This window comes from Paraburkholderia megapolitana (genome assembly GCF_007556815.1).
Classification (GTDB): domain Bacteria; phylum Pseudomonadota; class Gammaproteobacteria; order Burkholderiales; family Burkholderiaceae; genus Paraburkholderia; species Paraburkholderia megapolitana.
Genome location: NZ_CP041745.1, coordinates 269,819 through 284,403 on the forward strand (window position 1 = coordinate 269,819; position 14,585 = coordinate 284,403).

Consider the following 14,585-nt stretch of genomic DNA (forward strand, 5'->3'; position numbering starts at 1 on the left):
TTGTGCCGGGGCCATGCGTCAAACCGCCGAAAAGCAGTTATCGACGAACAGATGCGTGCCGTTGACGAAGCTCGCATCGTCGGAGGCGAGGAACAGCGCGGCGCGCGCGACTTCCTCGGGTTCGCATAGTCTGCCCTGCTGTTCGGCAATCGCCGCTTCCGATGCCGCCACGCCCATCGCCTGCAGGTCGCGCAGTTCGCGAATGCCGTGCGGCGTGCGGATAAAACCAGGCGCTACCGCATTGCAGCGAATGCCGCGATCGCGATACTCGACTGCGATTGCGCGAGCGAACATATGACATGCACCCTTGGTCGTGTCGTACAGCACTTCGCCCGGTGTGCCGTACAGCGCGGAAATCGACGACGTGCAAACGATGCTGCCCTTGCCTTTACGCAGCATCTGCGGCAACACCGCGCGTGTCATCAGGTACATGCTCTTTACATTGACCGCCATCAACCAGTCCCACTCGGTTTCTTCGACATCGAGAAACGGTTTGACGATCAGCGTGCCCGCGTGATTGAAGAGGATGTCCGCATCGCCGAGCAGGCGGTTGGCCGCGGCGACCGCTTCTTCAACGTCTTTGGCGCGCGACACATCCGCGGCCAGCGAGATGGCGCTGCCGCCTCCGGTGTTGATGCGCGCAGCCAGCACCTGGCCCGCGGCCGGATCGCGATCGATGATGGCGACCTGCGCGCCTTCGGCGGCGAACAGCGTTGCTGCGGCGGCACCGCAGCCACCCGCCCCGCCGCTGATGATGGCGACCTTGCCGGCGAGCCGGCCTGTCGACTGTGCATTCATGAAATTACCCTTTTCCAGTTGAGAGTCATACGGTGCGATCAATCGGGCATGCCGCGCCGGCCGCCGCTTACAGCGAATGCTTCTTCGGGCGACAGCACGAGGTGATGGCGGCGATACAGTCCGAAGTAGCTCAGGCCGAGCAGATACCAGACGGCGGCGCCGAGCGCGGCCCACTTGTAGACCGGGTCGACGAACTGAAACAGCAGCGTCGCACCGGCAATCAGGATCGTCACGACCGCGCCGAAGATGCCGAACGGGCTCTTGAACGGACGCTTCAAACCCGCATGAAGGCTCCTGAGCCGGATGTAAGAGAGGCTCTGGAAGATGTACGAGATCATCCCGGCGAACACGATCATGCTGACGAGGACACCGCCCATCAGCGCGTTGTCGCGTCGTCCGAAGGTGAACCAGAAAGCCATCAGTACGCCGAGCGCCAGTAGCGAGCCCGCGCATAGCGCGCGATTCGGCGTTTTCTTGACTGGGTGCGTGACGGAGAGTGCAGTTGGCAGATAACCCGCACGCGACAGCGAGTAGATGTTGCGACCCGCGGCGAAGCTGCCCGCGAGGAACGACGCGGCGAGACCGAGCACCGCGACACCCGCGAGTATCTTGCTGGCGGTATGGCCGAACAGCGAACGGAAACCATCGAGCAGCGGCTCGCCCGACGTGCTCAGCGCGAACGCACCATTCGGAATGGCTGCACTGAAGAAGACGATCGACAGCGCGAGCACCGCGAGGATCAGGATGCCGAACATCAGTGCCATGGGCATGTGCTTCGTGGGGTTGTGCGCTTCCTCGGCGGTGAGCGGCAGTTGCTCGATGGCGAGAAACATGTAGACCGCGAACGGCAGCGCCAGCATGATGCCGGTCGCGCCGAACGGTAACCACGGGCCGTGACCGGCCGGCAGTTCGACCGGTTTTCCCGCACTATCCGCGCCGAGGTTCAGCGCGAGATGCGCGAAGTCGACGTGCGGGATCGCGGCAAGACAGAAGAAGGCCAGCACCGCGACCGCTGCGATCGTCACGATCACGACGACCCGCATCGACATGCCGAGGCCGCGCATCGACAGCAGCATCATCAGCGCGTAACCGGCGATCCACCAGAGCGGCTGGGCATCGGCGGGCGTGCCGAAGATAGCGCCGAGATACGCGCCCATGAAAAACATGTTGCCGGCCGGTGCGAGCACGAACTCGATGTTTTCCGCGAGACCGGTGGTGAAGCCGCCCCACGGACCCATCGTGGTCCGCGCGAACGAATAGGCGCCGCCGGTATGCGGCAGCGCTGCGGCCATTTCACCGATCGACGAACAGAGAAAGACGTACATCACGGCGATGATCAGCGTCGCCGCGAGCATGCCACCGAAGCCCTGCGACAGACCGAGATTCCAGCCCGAGTATTGCCCGGCGATAACCGCTCCAACGCCGAGCACCAGCAGCGTAAAGAAGCCCGCGTGGCGCTGCAGTTGGCGTTGTTCGAAATATTTGTCGCTAACGTCCTGGTAGCTGACACCGGTTGCGCTGCCTGGTGGCAGATCGGTGCTTAAAGCGCTTCTTTCCATCACGATTTGTCTCCGTTGTATGAGGCCGTCGGTCGCCAGGGGCGCACGAAGCCGGACTCATCATGAGACGGTGGCGGAAGATTTTGAATGTCCCGAAGGGGATATGCGGAGTTGGGCCGACGGGGGCGGTTGGGCTGTTGCTTTCGTGTTTATGTTTCGATGGTCTCCGGCGCCGATCGGGAGGGCGTCGTTTCGCGATGTTCGGCGGCTCGCTCGCGGGCGGGTGCAGGCGCTAACGCTTCGGGTTTGAGTAGCCGGCTGATCCCCTCGCGCCGGCTCGCAAGGACCACGACCGGAACCATGATCAACATGATCGCGGCCTGCCAGAGATAAAGCTGGCGATAGAGATGATGTCCGGCACTCATCGCGACGATGCCGTAGATGGCGAGACCCGCGAGGCCATTGAGCACGTTGAAACTCGCACTCACGCGGCCTTGATAGAGCGGGTCGGCGGCGCGCTGTGCCGCGCTCAACGCAATCACACTGCTCTGAAAACTGGCGCCGAGGCCGACGTAGGTCACGAACGCAACAACGAGGCCGCTGCATTGCGCGAACACAAGCAGACTGAGTGCCGCGACGAGGAACGCCAGCGTCAGGATGGTGCGTCTCCCGAAGCGATTCGCGAGCCGCACCACGAAGAACCCACTGACGATCGCACCGAGCGCGTACCCCGCATCGATCTTGCCAAACGCTGCGGCGCCAAGATGCAGTTCCTCGCGCACGAACGGCGCGAGCATCGCATTGATGCCGAAGATGACGGTCAGGTTGGCGAGGATCAGCCCATAGAAGAACGCGATAGCGGGGCGTTGCGCAATGTGGCGCAGACCGTCGCGCAGGTCGTTCAAATGCCGGCGTACGCCGCGCTCGGGCGCGTTGGGGCTCGGTTCCGTGGTGCTGGTGCCATGCATGCGGCGCGCGACGACGAAACCCGCGAGCGCCGACAGCAGATAGGTTGTACTAGCCACACCGACTGTAGCGGCCGCGCCGATGGCCGCGAGCACCACACCGGATGCGGCCGCACCGAGTATCTGTCCGGTCTGCCCGGTGACGACGGTTAGCGCATTGAGACGAAACATCTGCTCGGACGAAGCGTGGCGTGCGAGCGCGGCCCGCCACGCCAGCACCTGGATTTCATTGCCGAGTGCGATCAGAAAACTGACGAGGTACGCGATGGGCGCTGTCGCGTAGCCCGCGGCATAGAGCAGGCCGTAGCTCATCAACACGAGCCAGCGGAAGACCTCGGCCCGCCACGCGAGCTGCGCGGGCTCGCTGCGATCGACGGCGAGACCGATGAGCGGCGACAACAGCAGGCTCGGGAGAATCGTCATGACGAGCGTGATCGCCGCGCTCGACGGATGCCCGGTGATCTCGATGATCAGCCACGTGTTGATGAGGAAGAAAAAGCCTGTGCCGATTTTGGCGCTGGCGATTGCCGCTCCATAGAGGCGTACGGTCTGGGGTGTCACGCGGGCCGTCCTGGGGAAACTGGATTCGGCGACGTTAAGCGCTCTGGAACAATAAGAAAATTGGATAATTCTTATCTAATGAATCTGAAAATCTGAACTATTGGGCGAGTTGGTCTCAAGTCGCTCTCGGGTTGCTCATTACCTGAGAGGTAGTTGTGTGGATTCACGCGATCGCTATGATCGAGTCATTCCCCGAACGCATAGTGAACGCCGCCCAATGAATCCCACCACTACCGATACCCGCTCGCCTGCCAGCGATCTGGGTGCGTTGATGCGCCACTGGCGGGACGTGCGCGGCACGAGCCAGCTCGATCTATCGCTCGACGCGGGTGTGTCGCAGCGACATATCAGCTTTATCGAAGGCGGGCGCAGTGTGCCGAGCCGTCAGACCTTGATGGATCTCGCCCAGGCACTCGACATTCCACTGCGCGAACGCAATACGCTGCTGCTGGCGGCCGGTTACGCCCCGATCTATCCGGAAGGCGCGTGGAATGCGCAGGAAATGCAGGGCGTAACGAGCGCGCTCGCGCGAATGCTGCGCCAGCACGAGCCGTTTCCCGCTGTGGTGATGGACCGCTACTGGAATGTGCTGATGACCAATGAATCGGCGCCGCGTTTCTTCAACTGCTTCATCGACATGTCGGCGCGCAGTAGCCCGCGCAACCTGCTGCATCTGATGTTCGATCCGCAAGGCATGCGTCCGTTTATCGCCGATTGGGAAGCGGTGGCGACGAGTTTGATCCAGCGGGTTTATCGTGAATCGGTTGGGCGAGTGATCGATGAGAAAACGCGCGAGCTGCTCGATGCGTTGCTCGACTATCCCGATGTGCAGGCCGAGTGGAAATCGCCTAAGGCGTTGAGTGCGCTGCCGGTGTCGCCGACGATGCCGGTTATTCCGCTTGGCTTCGTCAAGGATGGGCGGGTGCTGAATTACTTCTCGATGGTGGCGACGGTGGGCACGCCGCAAACGGTGGCTGCGCAGGAGCTGCGCATTGAATGCATGTTTCCTGCGGATGAGGCGAGTGAGGTGCGGCATGTTGCGCTGATGCGCGAAGCCGCGGCGACGTGAGTTAGTTCGCGTTTTTTACCCGGTGACGATTGTCAGTCGCTCTGCCGGAGACTTCCGTGGACTATCGACTCAGCGCAGCCTGCGCCCGTTGCAGCCACTCGCTGTTATGTTCGCGTGCGTGGCGTGGCCAGTGCTTCCCATCGTGCACGATCTCAGCGTAAAGGTCGCGTGCACGCTGGCGATCGGCATCGTTGGGTTGCGTCGTTAGCCAGTCGGCGTACAGGCAACGGGGGGCCGCGTCGCTGGCACTGGCGAGCGCCGTCTCGAACGCGGCGCGCGTGCCAGGTGCGCCTATCGCTGCCAGGGCCCGTGCATACAGCAAGGCAGGTTCGGATTGCTGGCGGGCAGGAGGATGGACTGCGAACAGTTTTTCCAAGGTCTCTTGCGTGGCCGCAGCGTTGCCATTGGCGAACTGCGCGCGCGCCAGGCCCTGGAGTAACGCAGGATCGGATGAGAACGGTCCATTCACCGCCAGTTGGTAATGCTCCAGCGCTTCGGCTGCGTTGCCTGCATCGAGCAGCGCAGCGGCCAGCCGCATGCGATGCGCGACGGTCGGCGTGCGATCGAAATCCGTGCGCGCCTCGCGCACCGCCCGGTTGGGGTCGACAAGCTGCGAGATCGCCCGCGTTGCCGCTCGCGCGCCATGCGACTGACGCAGCGAAGGCAAGTAGATGACGAAGAAGTAGACCAGGCTGCCCAGGCCGGGGAAAAGAAACAGGATCAGTAGCCAGAACATGTTCTGCTGGGTACGCACGGCATGCACCGCAAAGAACACGGCGATGATGAGGTAAAGGCTGATTCCGAAAATGCGCATTTGCGAAAACGTCAGTTGTGGTGCGTTGCCAGCGGCACGGCGGGGAAACGGCAGAGGGGTATTGTGACAGAAGCGGGCTGCCGGACCGAAGGCTTCACAACGGGGGCCGATTCATAGCAACCCAACGTTGAACAGACGACCTTTTCCATTGATGCGCAGCATAGTCCGCCAACCTTTGCGGCACCGTATCGCCATTCAGAACGAGTCGGTTCAACATTAGAGCAAGGTCAGCGTCGGCAATGCACCACTCGCCAAAGAGATTCGGCGAATGGTCGGTAAGCAATAACTCGCAGGCCGAAAACAGTCTTCCTGCTGCGGAAAGTGCGGCAGCCGATAAGGGCGGCGCGGAAGCGCCATAAAAGACGATTTCGGTGGAGCGTTCCTGCCTGATCGGCATGAGATCGCTTCGCAACCATGCTTGTACCTGACGTGCCCGTGCGCGCCGCATCGCATCTTTGGGGTACAGCGAGGTTCCCGGAAAAACCTCGTCGAGGTATTCAGCTATCGCCGACGATTCGGACAAAGCGAAACTGTCATGAACCAGCGTAGGTACACGCTGCGTGAGTGAACTTGCCGCGTATCCATGTTCATGGTTTGCCTTGCTGGCAAGGTCGATGGTGACAAGCTCAAACGACAGTTCTTTTTCATGAAGGGCCACGAACGCCGACATCGCATAGGGACTGGCGAATTGAGCATCGACGTAGAGGCGTAGACTGGTTGATGACAAGTTTCACTCCTGTATGGGTCACTGAATATAGTCACGCGGCCGAACACTGAAATCCAGCACCTTGCCATCCCGAAGGACGGCGAGCTTTATGAGCGCGTTATCGAAGGTTCCGAATTGCGCTTTAACGAGCGAGACCGCTTGCGCAGAGACGGGTTTCCCATCGATCTCTATCACACGATCGCCTTGCTGCAAGCCCACCTCGGCGGCCGGGGAACCTTCCCTGACGTAGCTCACTGTTGCAACATCGCCTTGCGCATATTCGATACCGAAGCCCGCTCTGTTATAGACCGGAATCTCCGGACCGACCGGCGCATCCTGACTCGTGAGCCAGATACGATGTGAAGCGTAATCGAACGTCAAAACGCTCGACTTAAGCAGGGGCGTACCCATATCAGCGGCAAATTCCGAATCTGTATTTAGCCCACGGTCGAAGCCCGGGAACATCGCGATGACATCGGCGAAAGTGTTCGACCCGATGCTCAGGCGGGGAATGCGTCCGAACCTGGTTGCTCCGCTTCCGCCCACGCCGCCTAACGAACCGTTGACGTCATAGAGCCGCTTTGGCGCAGCACCGGGATGGGCATTCATGAACGCCCGATTGACGACGAGTGCAGTATTGGCCCCGGTGTCGAGCCACAGATGATCTGCCACGCCATCGATCTCAGCCGCTATCACCGGCACGGTGTGGTCGAGCATTAAAGGCAACGCGTGCGAATCGTCGAGTACCGTGCGATCCGGCGTCAGAGAGAGCGTGACGGTACGCCGGGGAAAATCGAAAGTCGTAGTAAAGCGCGCAAGCACTTCGTAGCCGATCAACCCGGCAGTCTGCGCGCCGACCCCGCCTGAGGCGTCGTCGAAGACGGTGGCGTATTGATCCCGCACATGCGCCGCACCTAAACGCAAATCCTTGATTCTTGCGAAGCGTGTCGTGATCGCGATTCCGGCAAACCCTGTGTCGTGTCCTTCTCCGACCAGCTCAAGACCTGCGGCTTGCGCCGTGGTCTTCGATAGCGTGAGCGCGCTCCCCGTATCGAACAGAAAACTGAACGGACCTTTCCCATTGATGAAAACATCGACGTGAGGTTTTTCCCTCGAACTCATCGGGATCGTCGTGGTTTCTCCCCCATCGATGCCATAGTCATTCACAGCTGCATCGGGTTTGCGTGCTTTGACTGCGACGATCGCCGGATCGACTCCCGACTGTATCCGGATGTCCTTGAGATCCCATCGATTGCTGTCGCGATCCACCATGCTTTGCTTGAATGGCACGAGTCGCTTACCGACACGACGGTAGTCGGAGTATGTCGTTGTCGCCACATCGGGTTCATCTCTGCGCGACCAGCGCAGAGGTAAATGCGTCGCGTGAGAAACCCAGGCGGTTGTCGTCTTGCCGCCCAACGGTAATACCTGAAGGACGTCGACCGCCGTACCGTTTATCCGATCGGTTCTAAGCAAGTCGATTTTCGCCGGCCAGCATCTATTCAATAGACCGCCGCCTAGCCAATACGCGTCGCTGACAATACCCGCCCGATAGCCATCGAAGTCCGCATCTCTGACAACTCCATCCACGCCCCTGACCCACGCATGAGAGCTCGACACGCCAAAGGCGAAATTCGCAGGTCCGGCATCCGTTACCTGGATCGTCGCCACTTGCGCTTGCGGATCGCTAGCGATCAGAAACCTACCGACGAAACCCTTTGAACTCGCCGTCCCTTCGATCAGCATAGGGCGGCAATCTGCCTGTGCGGTCGGCAGAACGATACTGCGTTGGCTACTAGCGCCTTGCGCGACATTAGATGTACTTCCTGCGACATCTGCTCGTGCAGTGCCGAAGAGAAGCCCAACCAGGATCAACACGATCGAGCCGCAAGTGCGGGGGAGTGCGAGTGATGAGTATCGTCGGTGCAATCTGGAGGCAGGCATGGATAGATCGTGTGATGTCGGCGAATAACGCATTCGAAGGTAAAGAGGATATCGCCAAGGCGCGACCGCGAGCGCATCGATCGCTTTGCTCATCGCACCGCTTCTTGCCACGGCACGGCTGCAAAGATCTCTACCATCCAATCCACGAACGCGCGACTCTTGGCAGGCTCATGCTGAACGGAAGCGCGCACGACACTCACGGCGGCTTCTCCGCCCACCGTCCAGTCCGTCAACACGGGGATGAGCCGGCCGTCGGCGAGTTCGCGCGCAACGAGCCAGTCGGTCGCCATGATGACGCCCATACCGGCAAGCGCTGCGTGAACGACAGCCTCGACATCGTCGGTCTCGAGGCGTCCCGAGATTCGCACAGCGCGGTTCTTGCCGTTGCGTTGCAGGTGCCAGACAGGGTGGGTAGTCAGTCGCGTGAAGCAAATGCAGTCGTGACGTAGCAGATCTTCTGCTTCGTTCAGCGCGGGTCGTTGGTCGAGATAGGAAGGCGCTGCGCAGATCAGTCGGCGCGTCGCCGCAATGCGACGGCCGATCAACCTGCTGTCTTTCATCTCACCGAGCCGGACCGCTGCATCGAAGCCCTCGGCGATGAGGTCGACGTACCTGTCGGTGTAGGTTGCCTCGACACGAAGCGCCGGATATCGCGCGAGGAATTCAGGCAACCGTGGCGAAATCCACCTGCGCCCGAAGGCCAAAGGGAGGCTCACGCGCAACAAACCGGTCGGCGATGCGGCCATGGCTCTCGCTTCGTCTTCAGCGGCACGCATCATGTCCATCGCCTCATGGACCCGGGCGCGAAAACGGATGCCCGCTTCAGTCGGTGCTACACGGCGCGTCGAACGTTCCAGCAGGCGGATACCAAGACGTGCTTCGAGGGCAGCGATTCGCCGGGAGATCACCGACCCATCGCGACCCAGCTTGCGTCCCGCCGCCGAAAAACTTCCCGATTCCACCACGGCAAGGAACGCCTCGGTCTGGTCCGCTTCGTCGCTGTTCATTAGTGCACCACATGCATGGATGTTGTGTTCTAGCGGTGAATTATAGCGATTGGGCGCTGCTACGATCCTCTCCATCGTGAACCGGAGATTCTGATGCGCGCCTTCAACCTGACCGACCATTCGCTGGCTTCCATAAAGCGTGTCGATATGCCGACACCGAGCCCGGCGCCTGACGAAGTGCTAATCCGTTTGCACGCCGCGAGCCTGAACTATCTCGACCTGATGGTTGCGTGGGGGCGATTGGGGAGTCGAAGCGCGCCGTTTATTCCCGGCACTGACGGCGCGGGTGAGATCGTCGAGGTCGGCGATCGGGTGAAGGGTTGGGCCGTTGGCGACAGGGTGGTCCCCGGGTTGCTGGTCGACTGGGCTGCGGGACCGCTGACATCCGCGGTAGCGACGCGCATGCGTGGCGTCACGATGCCGGGATCGCTGGCCGACTACGCAGTGGTTCCTGCCACGTCTCTGGTGCCGATTCCCGATCAGCTCACTTTTGCAGAAGCCGCAACGCTTCCGATTGCTGCAACAACAGCCTGGAATGCGATCGTCACGGGGCGGGTTCGTCCGGGGTCGACGGTCGTGTTGCTTGGCACCGGTGGGGTGAGCCTGTTTGCGTTGCAATTTGCCAAGGCGGCGGGCGCGCGCGTCATCATCACATCCTCGTCGGATGAGAAACTCAAGCGTGCCCGTGCGCTGGGTGCAGATCTGACGATCAACTATCAGTCGACGCCGGCCTGGGACGACGCTGTGCTCGCGGCAACAGATGGGATCGGTGCCGACCTGATCGTCGAGACGGTCGGCGCGACCACGTTTGCGCGGTCTCTGAACGCGGCGGCTATCGCTGGAACGATTTTTGTCGTGGGTTTTGTCAGTGGCATGGATCTGTCAATTCCAATCCTGCCGATCAATCTCAAGACGTTGAGGATTGTCGGTAGCAATACGGGATCAACGGCGAATCTTGCGGATGCAGCACGGGCAATTGCGACGACGGGGATTAAGCCTGTCGTTGATCGTGTGTTTGGGTTTGAGGCTGCAGTCGACGGTTATCGGTTTCTGGAGAGTGCAGCGCATTTTGGGAAGGTCGTTATCGATCTGGATGCGTGAACCATGGTTGTATTTGCTGTTGCCGCGATCGCCGTCGACATTTCGCTTCAAGCTGAAGCGTTCGACTCCAGGGTACTTGCATAATTCATCCCTGCAGGCTTGCTATGAGCCGCGTCGATCCTGATCCAGCCACGGCGAAACGAATTGTCCCAAACCTCAACGACGATGGGTGGACCAAAAGCCGCCCTTGACCTGCTTCTTCTGCTAGCGCTATCGACACTGTGGGGTGCTTCCTACACCTTCATCAAAATCGGTGTCGCCACTATTCCTCCGCTTACGCTCATTGCTGCGAGAACGCTGATCGCCGGCTCGGTGCTCCTGCTCTGGATGAGGGTGCAGCGTATTCCGATGCCCAGCGATCCCGCAGTGTGGCGTCGCTTCCTCGTGCAGGCGCTGTTGAACAGTGTGGTTCCTTTCACGCTGATCGCGTGGGCGGAGCGTTCGGTTGACGCGGGCCTGGCGACGATCCTCAATTCCGCTTCACCGGTCCTTGCCTTTCTCGCAACGTGGCTTGTCACCGGCCATGAACATCTAACGCCTCGCAAACTGTTTGGAGTCGTCGCGGGGCTTGCCGGTATATGCCTGGTCGTTGGCGTCAATGCTTTCGAAGGGTTGGGGCGGCAGCTTGTTCCTCAATTGGCGATTGTCATGGCCACGGTCTGCTATGCGGCGGCGGCAATTTATGGGCGATCTTTCAAAGGACTTCCGTCAGCCGTTCCTGCTGCAGGTTCGCTGATTGTCGGTGCGATCTTGCTTGTTCCGCTCAGTCTGACGGTCGATCGTCCGTGGACGCTTCATCCGTCATTGCAATCACTCAGCGCACTTGTAGCGCTCGCGCTCTTTTCGACGGCTATCGCGTTCGTCATTTATTTTCGATTGGTGCAAACGCTGGGGTCGGTTGGTACAACGGCGCAAGCCTACTTGCGGGTGCCCATTGGAGTCGCGATAAGCATCGTATTTCTCGGAGAGTCGCTGTCTGCGTCGGCGTGGCTGGGGCTGGGATGCGTTGTTGCAGGTGTAGCGGCGATGACGATTCCGGCACGCACAATCGAGAAACGAAGCGCAAAGGGGACTGTGGGGAATTAGATCCACGCCGGTGGATTTGGCGAGGAAGGCGCCAACGGAACATCTGCTGCACCACCGAACGTTCTGACGATTGCCGACGATCTTCGGTGATGCGTCGGAGGTCTCAGGCTGGCCGACTACTGCCCGATAAAGCCTCCCGATTCCGACCCAGAGCAGACGATGAGGTTTGCGCACTCTCCTTTGTGTCAACATACGGTCTCACCAATTAGGCCCTCTATAAACCGGCGACCTATGAACAAGATCGAAGCGACGCAACACTACCTTAGAAATCGTTCTCTTCGATCAGCCCATCCGACAAGGCGACAACCCAGGTCCGTGCCGCTCTATATCGCGCTCGCATTTCTCTTTGCGATGGGTTTTCCGCGAACGCTCCTGGCCGTTCCAATAGACATCGATCAGCTTTGGAACTGGAATTCGCCGGCGCAAAGTGAGGAACGCTTCCGCTCCGCGCTCGCAGGTGCCGATGCTAACCAGGCATTCATTCTCCAGACTCAAATCGCACGAACCTATGGTTTGCGTGGTCATTCAGCCCAGGCGCGTCAGATTCTCGACGATCTCAAACCCAAACTCGCTCACGTCTCACCGGAAGCACGCGTACGCTACCACCTGGAACGTGGCCGCACGTTTGCCTCGGCTGTCTCGACTGAGGGAGGACCGTCGCCGGAGATGCAGCGCGAAGCGCGAAATGAATATAGTGAGGCGTTTCGTCTGGCTAGCGAACAGCATCTAGACGACCTGGCCGTGGACGCACTTCACATGATGGCCTTCGTCGATAAGGCCCCTGCGGATCAATTGCGATGGGATGATCGAGCGCTCGCAATCGCCATGAATTCTTCTGATCCCAAGGCGCAAAAGTGGGAGGCATCCCTACGCAATAATATTGGAGGCGCACTTAACGATCTCGGTCGTTCCACGGAAGCGCTCGAGCAATTCCGCATTGCGCTTGCGCTCCGTACACGCGCCGGGGGCGCAGAGAGCACACGTCAAGCATGGTGCTCCGTGGGTTGGACGCTACGTCTTTTGGGAAGAAACAACGAAGCGCTGGCGATTCAGCAACAGTTGCTTACTGAATACGACGCTATCGGAACAACAAACCCGGATGTCCTGGATGAGCTTAGGGAAATTTATCACGCGATGGGCGACGAACAGAAAGCCGCCGTGTACGCGAGCCGTTTGCAAGCGTACCAGGCGACCCATCCCGATTCAAGTCCATGAAGCTTAGGGCGCTGTGACCGCACGAGCGCGTGTAGCAATGTTGACGATCTTTTGCCATTCTCGACCGACTGTCCCTAGCTGCTATACGCCCTTGAAGGTCACATCAATCACCGCTCTAACAGCAGCAAGCGAAGCATCAGGCTTCAGTGCAGCCTCAAACAAACCGAAATGCTCTCCCGCAGTCTCGCTTAGCGCCCGAAAACTCCGCTTCGGACCCAGGTACCACTCACCGCGAGCAGCAAAGTAATCTTCAAGCAAGGTGCACAGAAGCCAGTGACGACGATAGTTCCCCTCTACGTCCCCTTTGGCCGCTCTCTCAAGCATCTTTTCCGCCCAGACTTTTCGCACGAGCAGTTCCGCCGCAGGCACTTCCTCGGGCCCCGCGTCGAAAAGCGCCTTTGTTTCACGAAGCACTTTGTCACCAAACCCATCCGCCTGAAAGAGCACCCGCCCGCCGTTGATCCTGATCCATCCCGGTTCTACTGTATCGTTCGTCGAATGTACGAACAGATCGAGAAACACGCCGTTCCACCGTGAGGCTACGCGTTGCTGATCGCCGGCATCCCGGAAGGCAATGACGTCGATGTCGCTCGCAGCATCCCAGTCGTCACGTGCGCGCGAGCCATAGAGAATTGCTGTGTGGCAGCCGTACGTCAAACGAAGGTCTTCGGCTAGTGTGTCTATCAACTCGCTGTTAGTCATCTTCGATAGTCTTCTGTTTGCGATCTTGCGATTGTCGCGGATTCGTCCGCTGCCGTCGAATGACTGAGATTAGCCAAACCACGGAACTACGCAATCAAGATATGAAACACCTTACGATGCTTTGCGCTTCGGTGACGCTTTTTATCGGAATCAGTGCGCACGCTACGGGCAACGTCACCGATGCCCCGGTGTCTCGCTCAACCAGTACACCTCAATCGGCCACGGTCCCTGCGAATAGCCACGTGTTCAAGACAAGTGACGGCGTACGTCTCTGGTACCGCGAAGCGGGGCAACCCAATGGGACGCCGGTTGTCTTTCTTCACGGAGGACCGGGAGAGGGAAGCCAGACGTTCGCACGATATGCTGGTCCTGAGTTAGAGCCGCACCTTCGAATGATCTATCTCGATCAACGCGGTAGTGGCCGATCACAACGTCCAAAAAATTCGAGTGCGTACTCCATCAATCGAATGGTGCAGGACATTGAGGAGCTGCGGCTACAACTAGGAGTGCAGCGCATCGACATCATCGGTCATTCGTTCGGCACGATTCTCGGGCTGGAATACGCCGCCAGATATCCAGAACACGTATCACGGGTTGTTCTTGCAGCAGCAGCGAACGACATGCCCGCGCTCATGGACAGTCAATGCAAGCGATTAGAAAGTTCGGATCCGGTCGCCTATACGCGCGCGGTCAAGGCCGTTGCTGGCGTTACGTTTCCGCGCTGCGATCCCTTCGAGGCTTACCAGGACCAGCGCGAACAGATCTACATAGATCGCAATATGTTCCCGGATATACGAGTCGCACGGATGGTTGAAGATACAGACTCGGCCGACGGACTTGGCAATTCCGGTGAGAGCTTTCAAGCGTTGCTCAACAAAGGCCTTACGCGCTACCGTTTTGTGAAGTTCGCGAGAATTAGCATGCCGGTACTGATCATCGCCGGAGAACTTGATTTTCAAACTCCAGTTGAAGTGCAACGTGCGCTTGCGCGAAATCTGCAACAAGCGGCGCTGTTGATCTATCCGGGTAGTGGTCACTTTATGTTTGTCGAGCAGCCCACCCGTTTTGGTCGCGACGTTAGCAATTTTCTTGCAGAGCAGTAGAGATCAATACGCCGC

At 59.6% G+C, this 14,585-nt stretch carries 13 protein-coding genes; 5 read left to right on the forward strand and 8 right to left on the reverse strand.

Annotated elements, in window-relative coordinates:
* Positions 1-18 precede the first annotated feature (18 nt).
* The 3 genes from FNZ07_RS14565 to FNZ07_RS14575 all read right to left on the reverse strand — a co-directional run bounded on the left by FNZ07_RS14565 (position 19) and on the right by FNZ07_RS14575 (position 3,823).
* A complete protein-coding gene (locus FNZ07_RS14565) occupies positions 19-798 on the reverse strand; it encodes an SDR family NAD(P)-dependent oxidoreductase (protein WP_091009120.1) in 780 nt (259 codons plus the stop codon).
* 38 nt (positions 799-836) lie between these two features.
* Positions 837-2,357 carry an amino acid permease gene (locus FNZ07_RS14570; protein WP_091009125.1) on the reverse strand — a complete coding sequence of 507 codons (1,521 nt, stop codon included), beginning with the start codon at positions 2,355-2,357 and terminating at the stop codon, positions 837-839.
* 149 nt (positions 2,358-2,506) lie between these two features.
* The gene (locus FNZ07_RS14575) at positions 2,507-3,823 is read right to left on the reverse strand and encodes an MFS transporter (protein WP_170275774.1); all 1,317 of its coding nucleotides are present in this window, start codon (positions 3,821-3,823) and stop codon (positions 2,507-2,509) included.
* Between the two features lie 217 nt (positions 3,824-4,040).
* On the opposite strand from FNZ07_RS14575, the gene FNZ07_RS14580 reads away from it, so the two are divergent.
* The gene (locus FNZ07_RS14580) at positions 4,041-4,892 is read left to right on the forward strand and encodes a helix-turn-helix domain-containing protein (RefSeq protein ID WP_091009130.1); all 852 of its coding nucleotides are present in this window, start codon (positions 4,041-4,043) and stop codon (positions 4,890-4,892) included.
* A 61-nt stretch (positions 4,893-4,953) separates the two neighbouring features.
* Here FNZ07_RS14580 and FNZ07_RS14585 read toward each other — a convergent pair whose 3' ends face one another.
* From FNZ07_RS14585 to FNZ07_RS14600, 4 genes are all read right to left on the reverse strand, one after another.
* Complete coding sequence (locus FNZ07_RS14585) at positions 4,954-5,706, reverse strand: hypothetical protein (protein ID WP_091009133.1); 753 nt, start codon at positions 5,704-5,706, stop codon at positions 4,954-4,956.
* A 94-nt stretch (positions 5,707-5,800) separates the two neighbouring features.
* Positions 5,801-6,433, reverse strand: a complete 633-nt coding sequence (gene yfcF / locus FNZ07_RS14590; RefSeq protein ID WP_091009136.1) for a glutathione transferase — start codon at positions 6,431-6,433, stop codon at positions 5,801-5,803.
* 18 nt (positions 6,434-6,451) lie between these two features.
* Positions 6,452-8,158 (reverse strand): aspartyl protease family protein, encoded by a 1,707-nt coding sequence (locus FNZ07_RS14595; RefSeq protein ID WP_170275775.1) that lies wholly within the window; start codon positions 8,156-8,158, stop codon positions 6,452-6,454.
* A 287-nt stretch (positions 8,159-8,445) separates the two neighbouring features.
* Complete coding sequence (locus tag FNZ07_RS14600) at positions 8,446-9,363, reverse strand: LysR family transcriptional regulator (protein ID WP_091010870.1); 918 nt, start codon at positions 9,361-9,363, stop codon at positions 8,446-8,448.
* Between the two features lie 93 nt (positions 9,364-9,456).
* Between FNZ07_RS14600 and FNZ07_RS14605 the strand changes: the two genes are divergently transcribed.
* The 3 genes from FNZ07_RS14605 to FNZ07_RS14615 all read left to right on the forward strand — a co-directional run bounded on the left by FNZ07_RS14605 (position 9,457) and on the right by FNZ07_RS14615 (position 12,765).
* The gene (locus FNZ07_RS14605) at positions 9,457-10,464 is read left to right on the forward strand and encodes a zinc-dependent alcohol dehydrogenase family protein (protein WP_091009140.1); all 1,008 of its coding nucleotides are present in this window, start codon (positions 9,457-9,459) and stop codon (positions 10,462-10,464) included.
* Between the two features lie 165 nt (positions 10,465-10,629).
* Positions 10,630-11,550: a DMT family transporter gene (locus FNZ07_RS14610; protein ID WP_091009142.1), complete on the forward strand. Its 921-nt coding sequence runs from the start codon at positions 10,630-10,632 to the stop codon at positions 11,548-11,550.
* Between the two features lie 231 nt (positions 11,551-11,781).
* Positions 11,782-12,765: a tetratricopeptide repeat protein gene (locus FNZ07_RS14615; RefSeq protein ID WP_170275776.1), complete on the forward strand. Its 984-nt coding sequence runs from the start codon at positions 11,782-11,784 to the stop codon at positions 12,763-12,765.
* Positions 12,766-12,846: 81 nt separating this feature from the next.
* Here the strand turns inward: FNZ07_RS14615 and FNZ07_RS14620 are convergent, their stop codons facing one another.
* Positions 12,847-13,467, reverse strand: coding sequence for a nucleotidyltransferase domain-containing protein (locus FNZ07_RS14620; RefSeq protein ID WP_091009148.1), 621 nt, complete (start codon positions 13,465-13,467; stop codon positions 12,847-12,849).
* 116 nt (positions 13,468-13,583) lie between these two features.
* Between FNZ07_RS14620 and FNZ07_RS14625 the strand changes: the two genes are divergently transcribed.
* Positions 13,584-14,570: an alpha/beta fold hydrolase gene (locus FNZ07_RS14625; RefSeq protein ID WP_245811435.1), complete on the forward strand. Its 987-nt coding sequence runs from the start codon at positions 13,584-13,586 to the stop codon at positions 14,568-14,570.
* Positions 14,571-14,585: the final 15 nt, after the last annotated feature.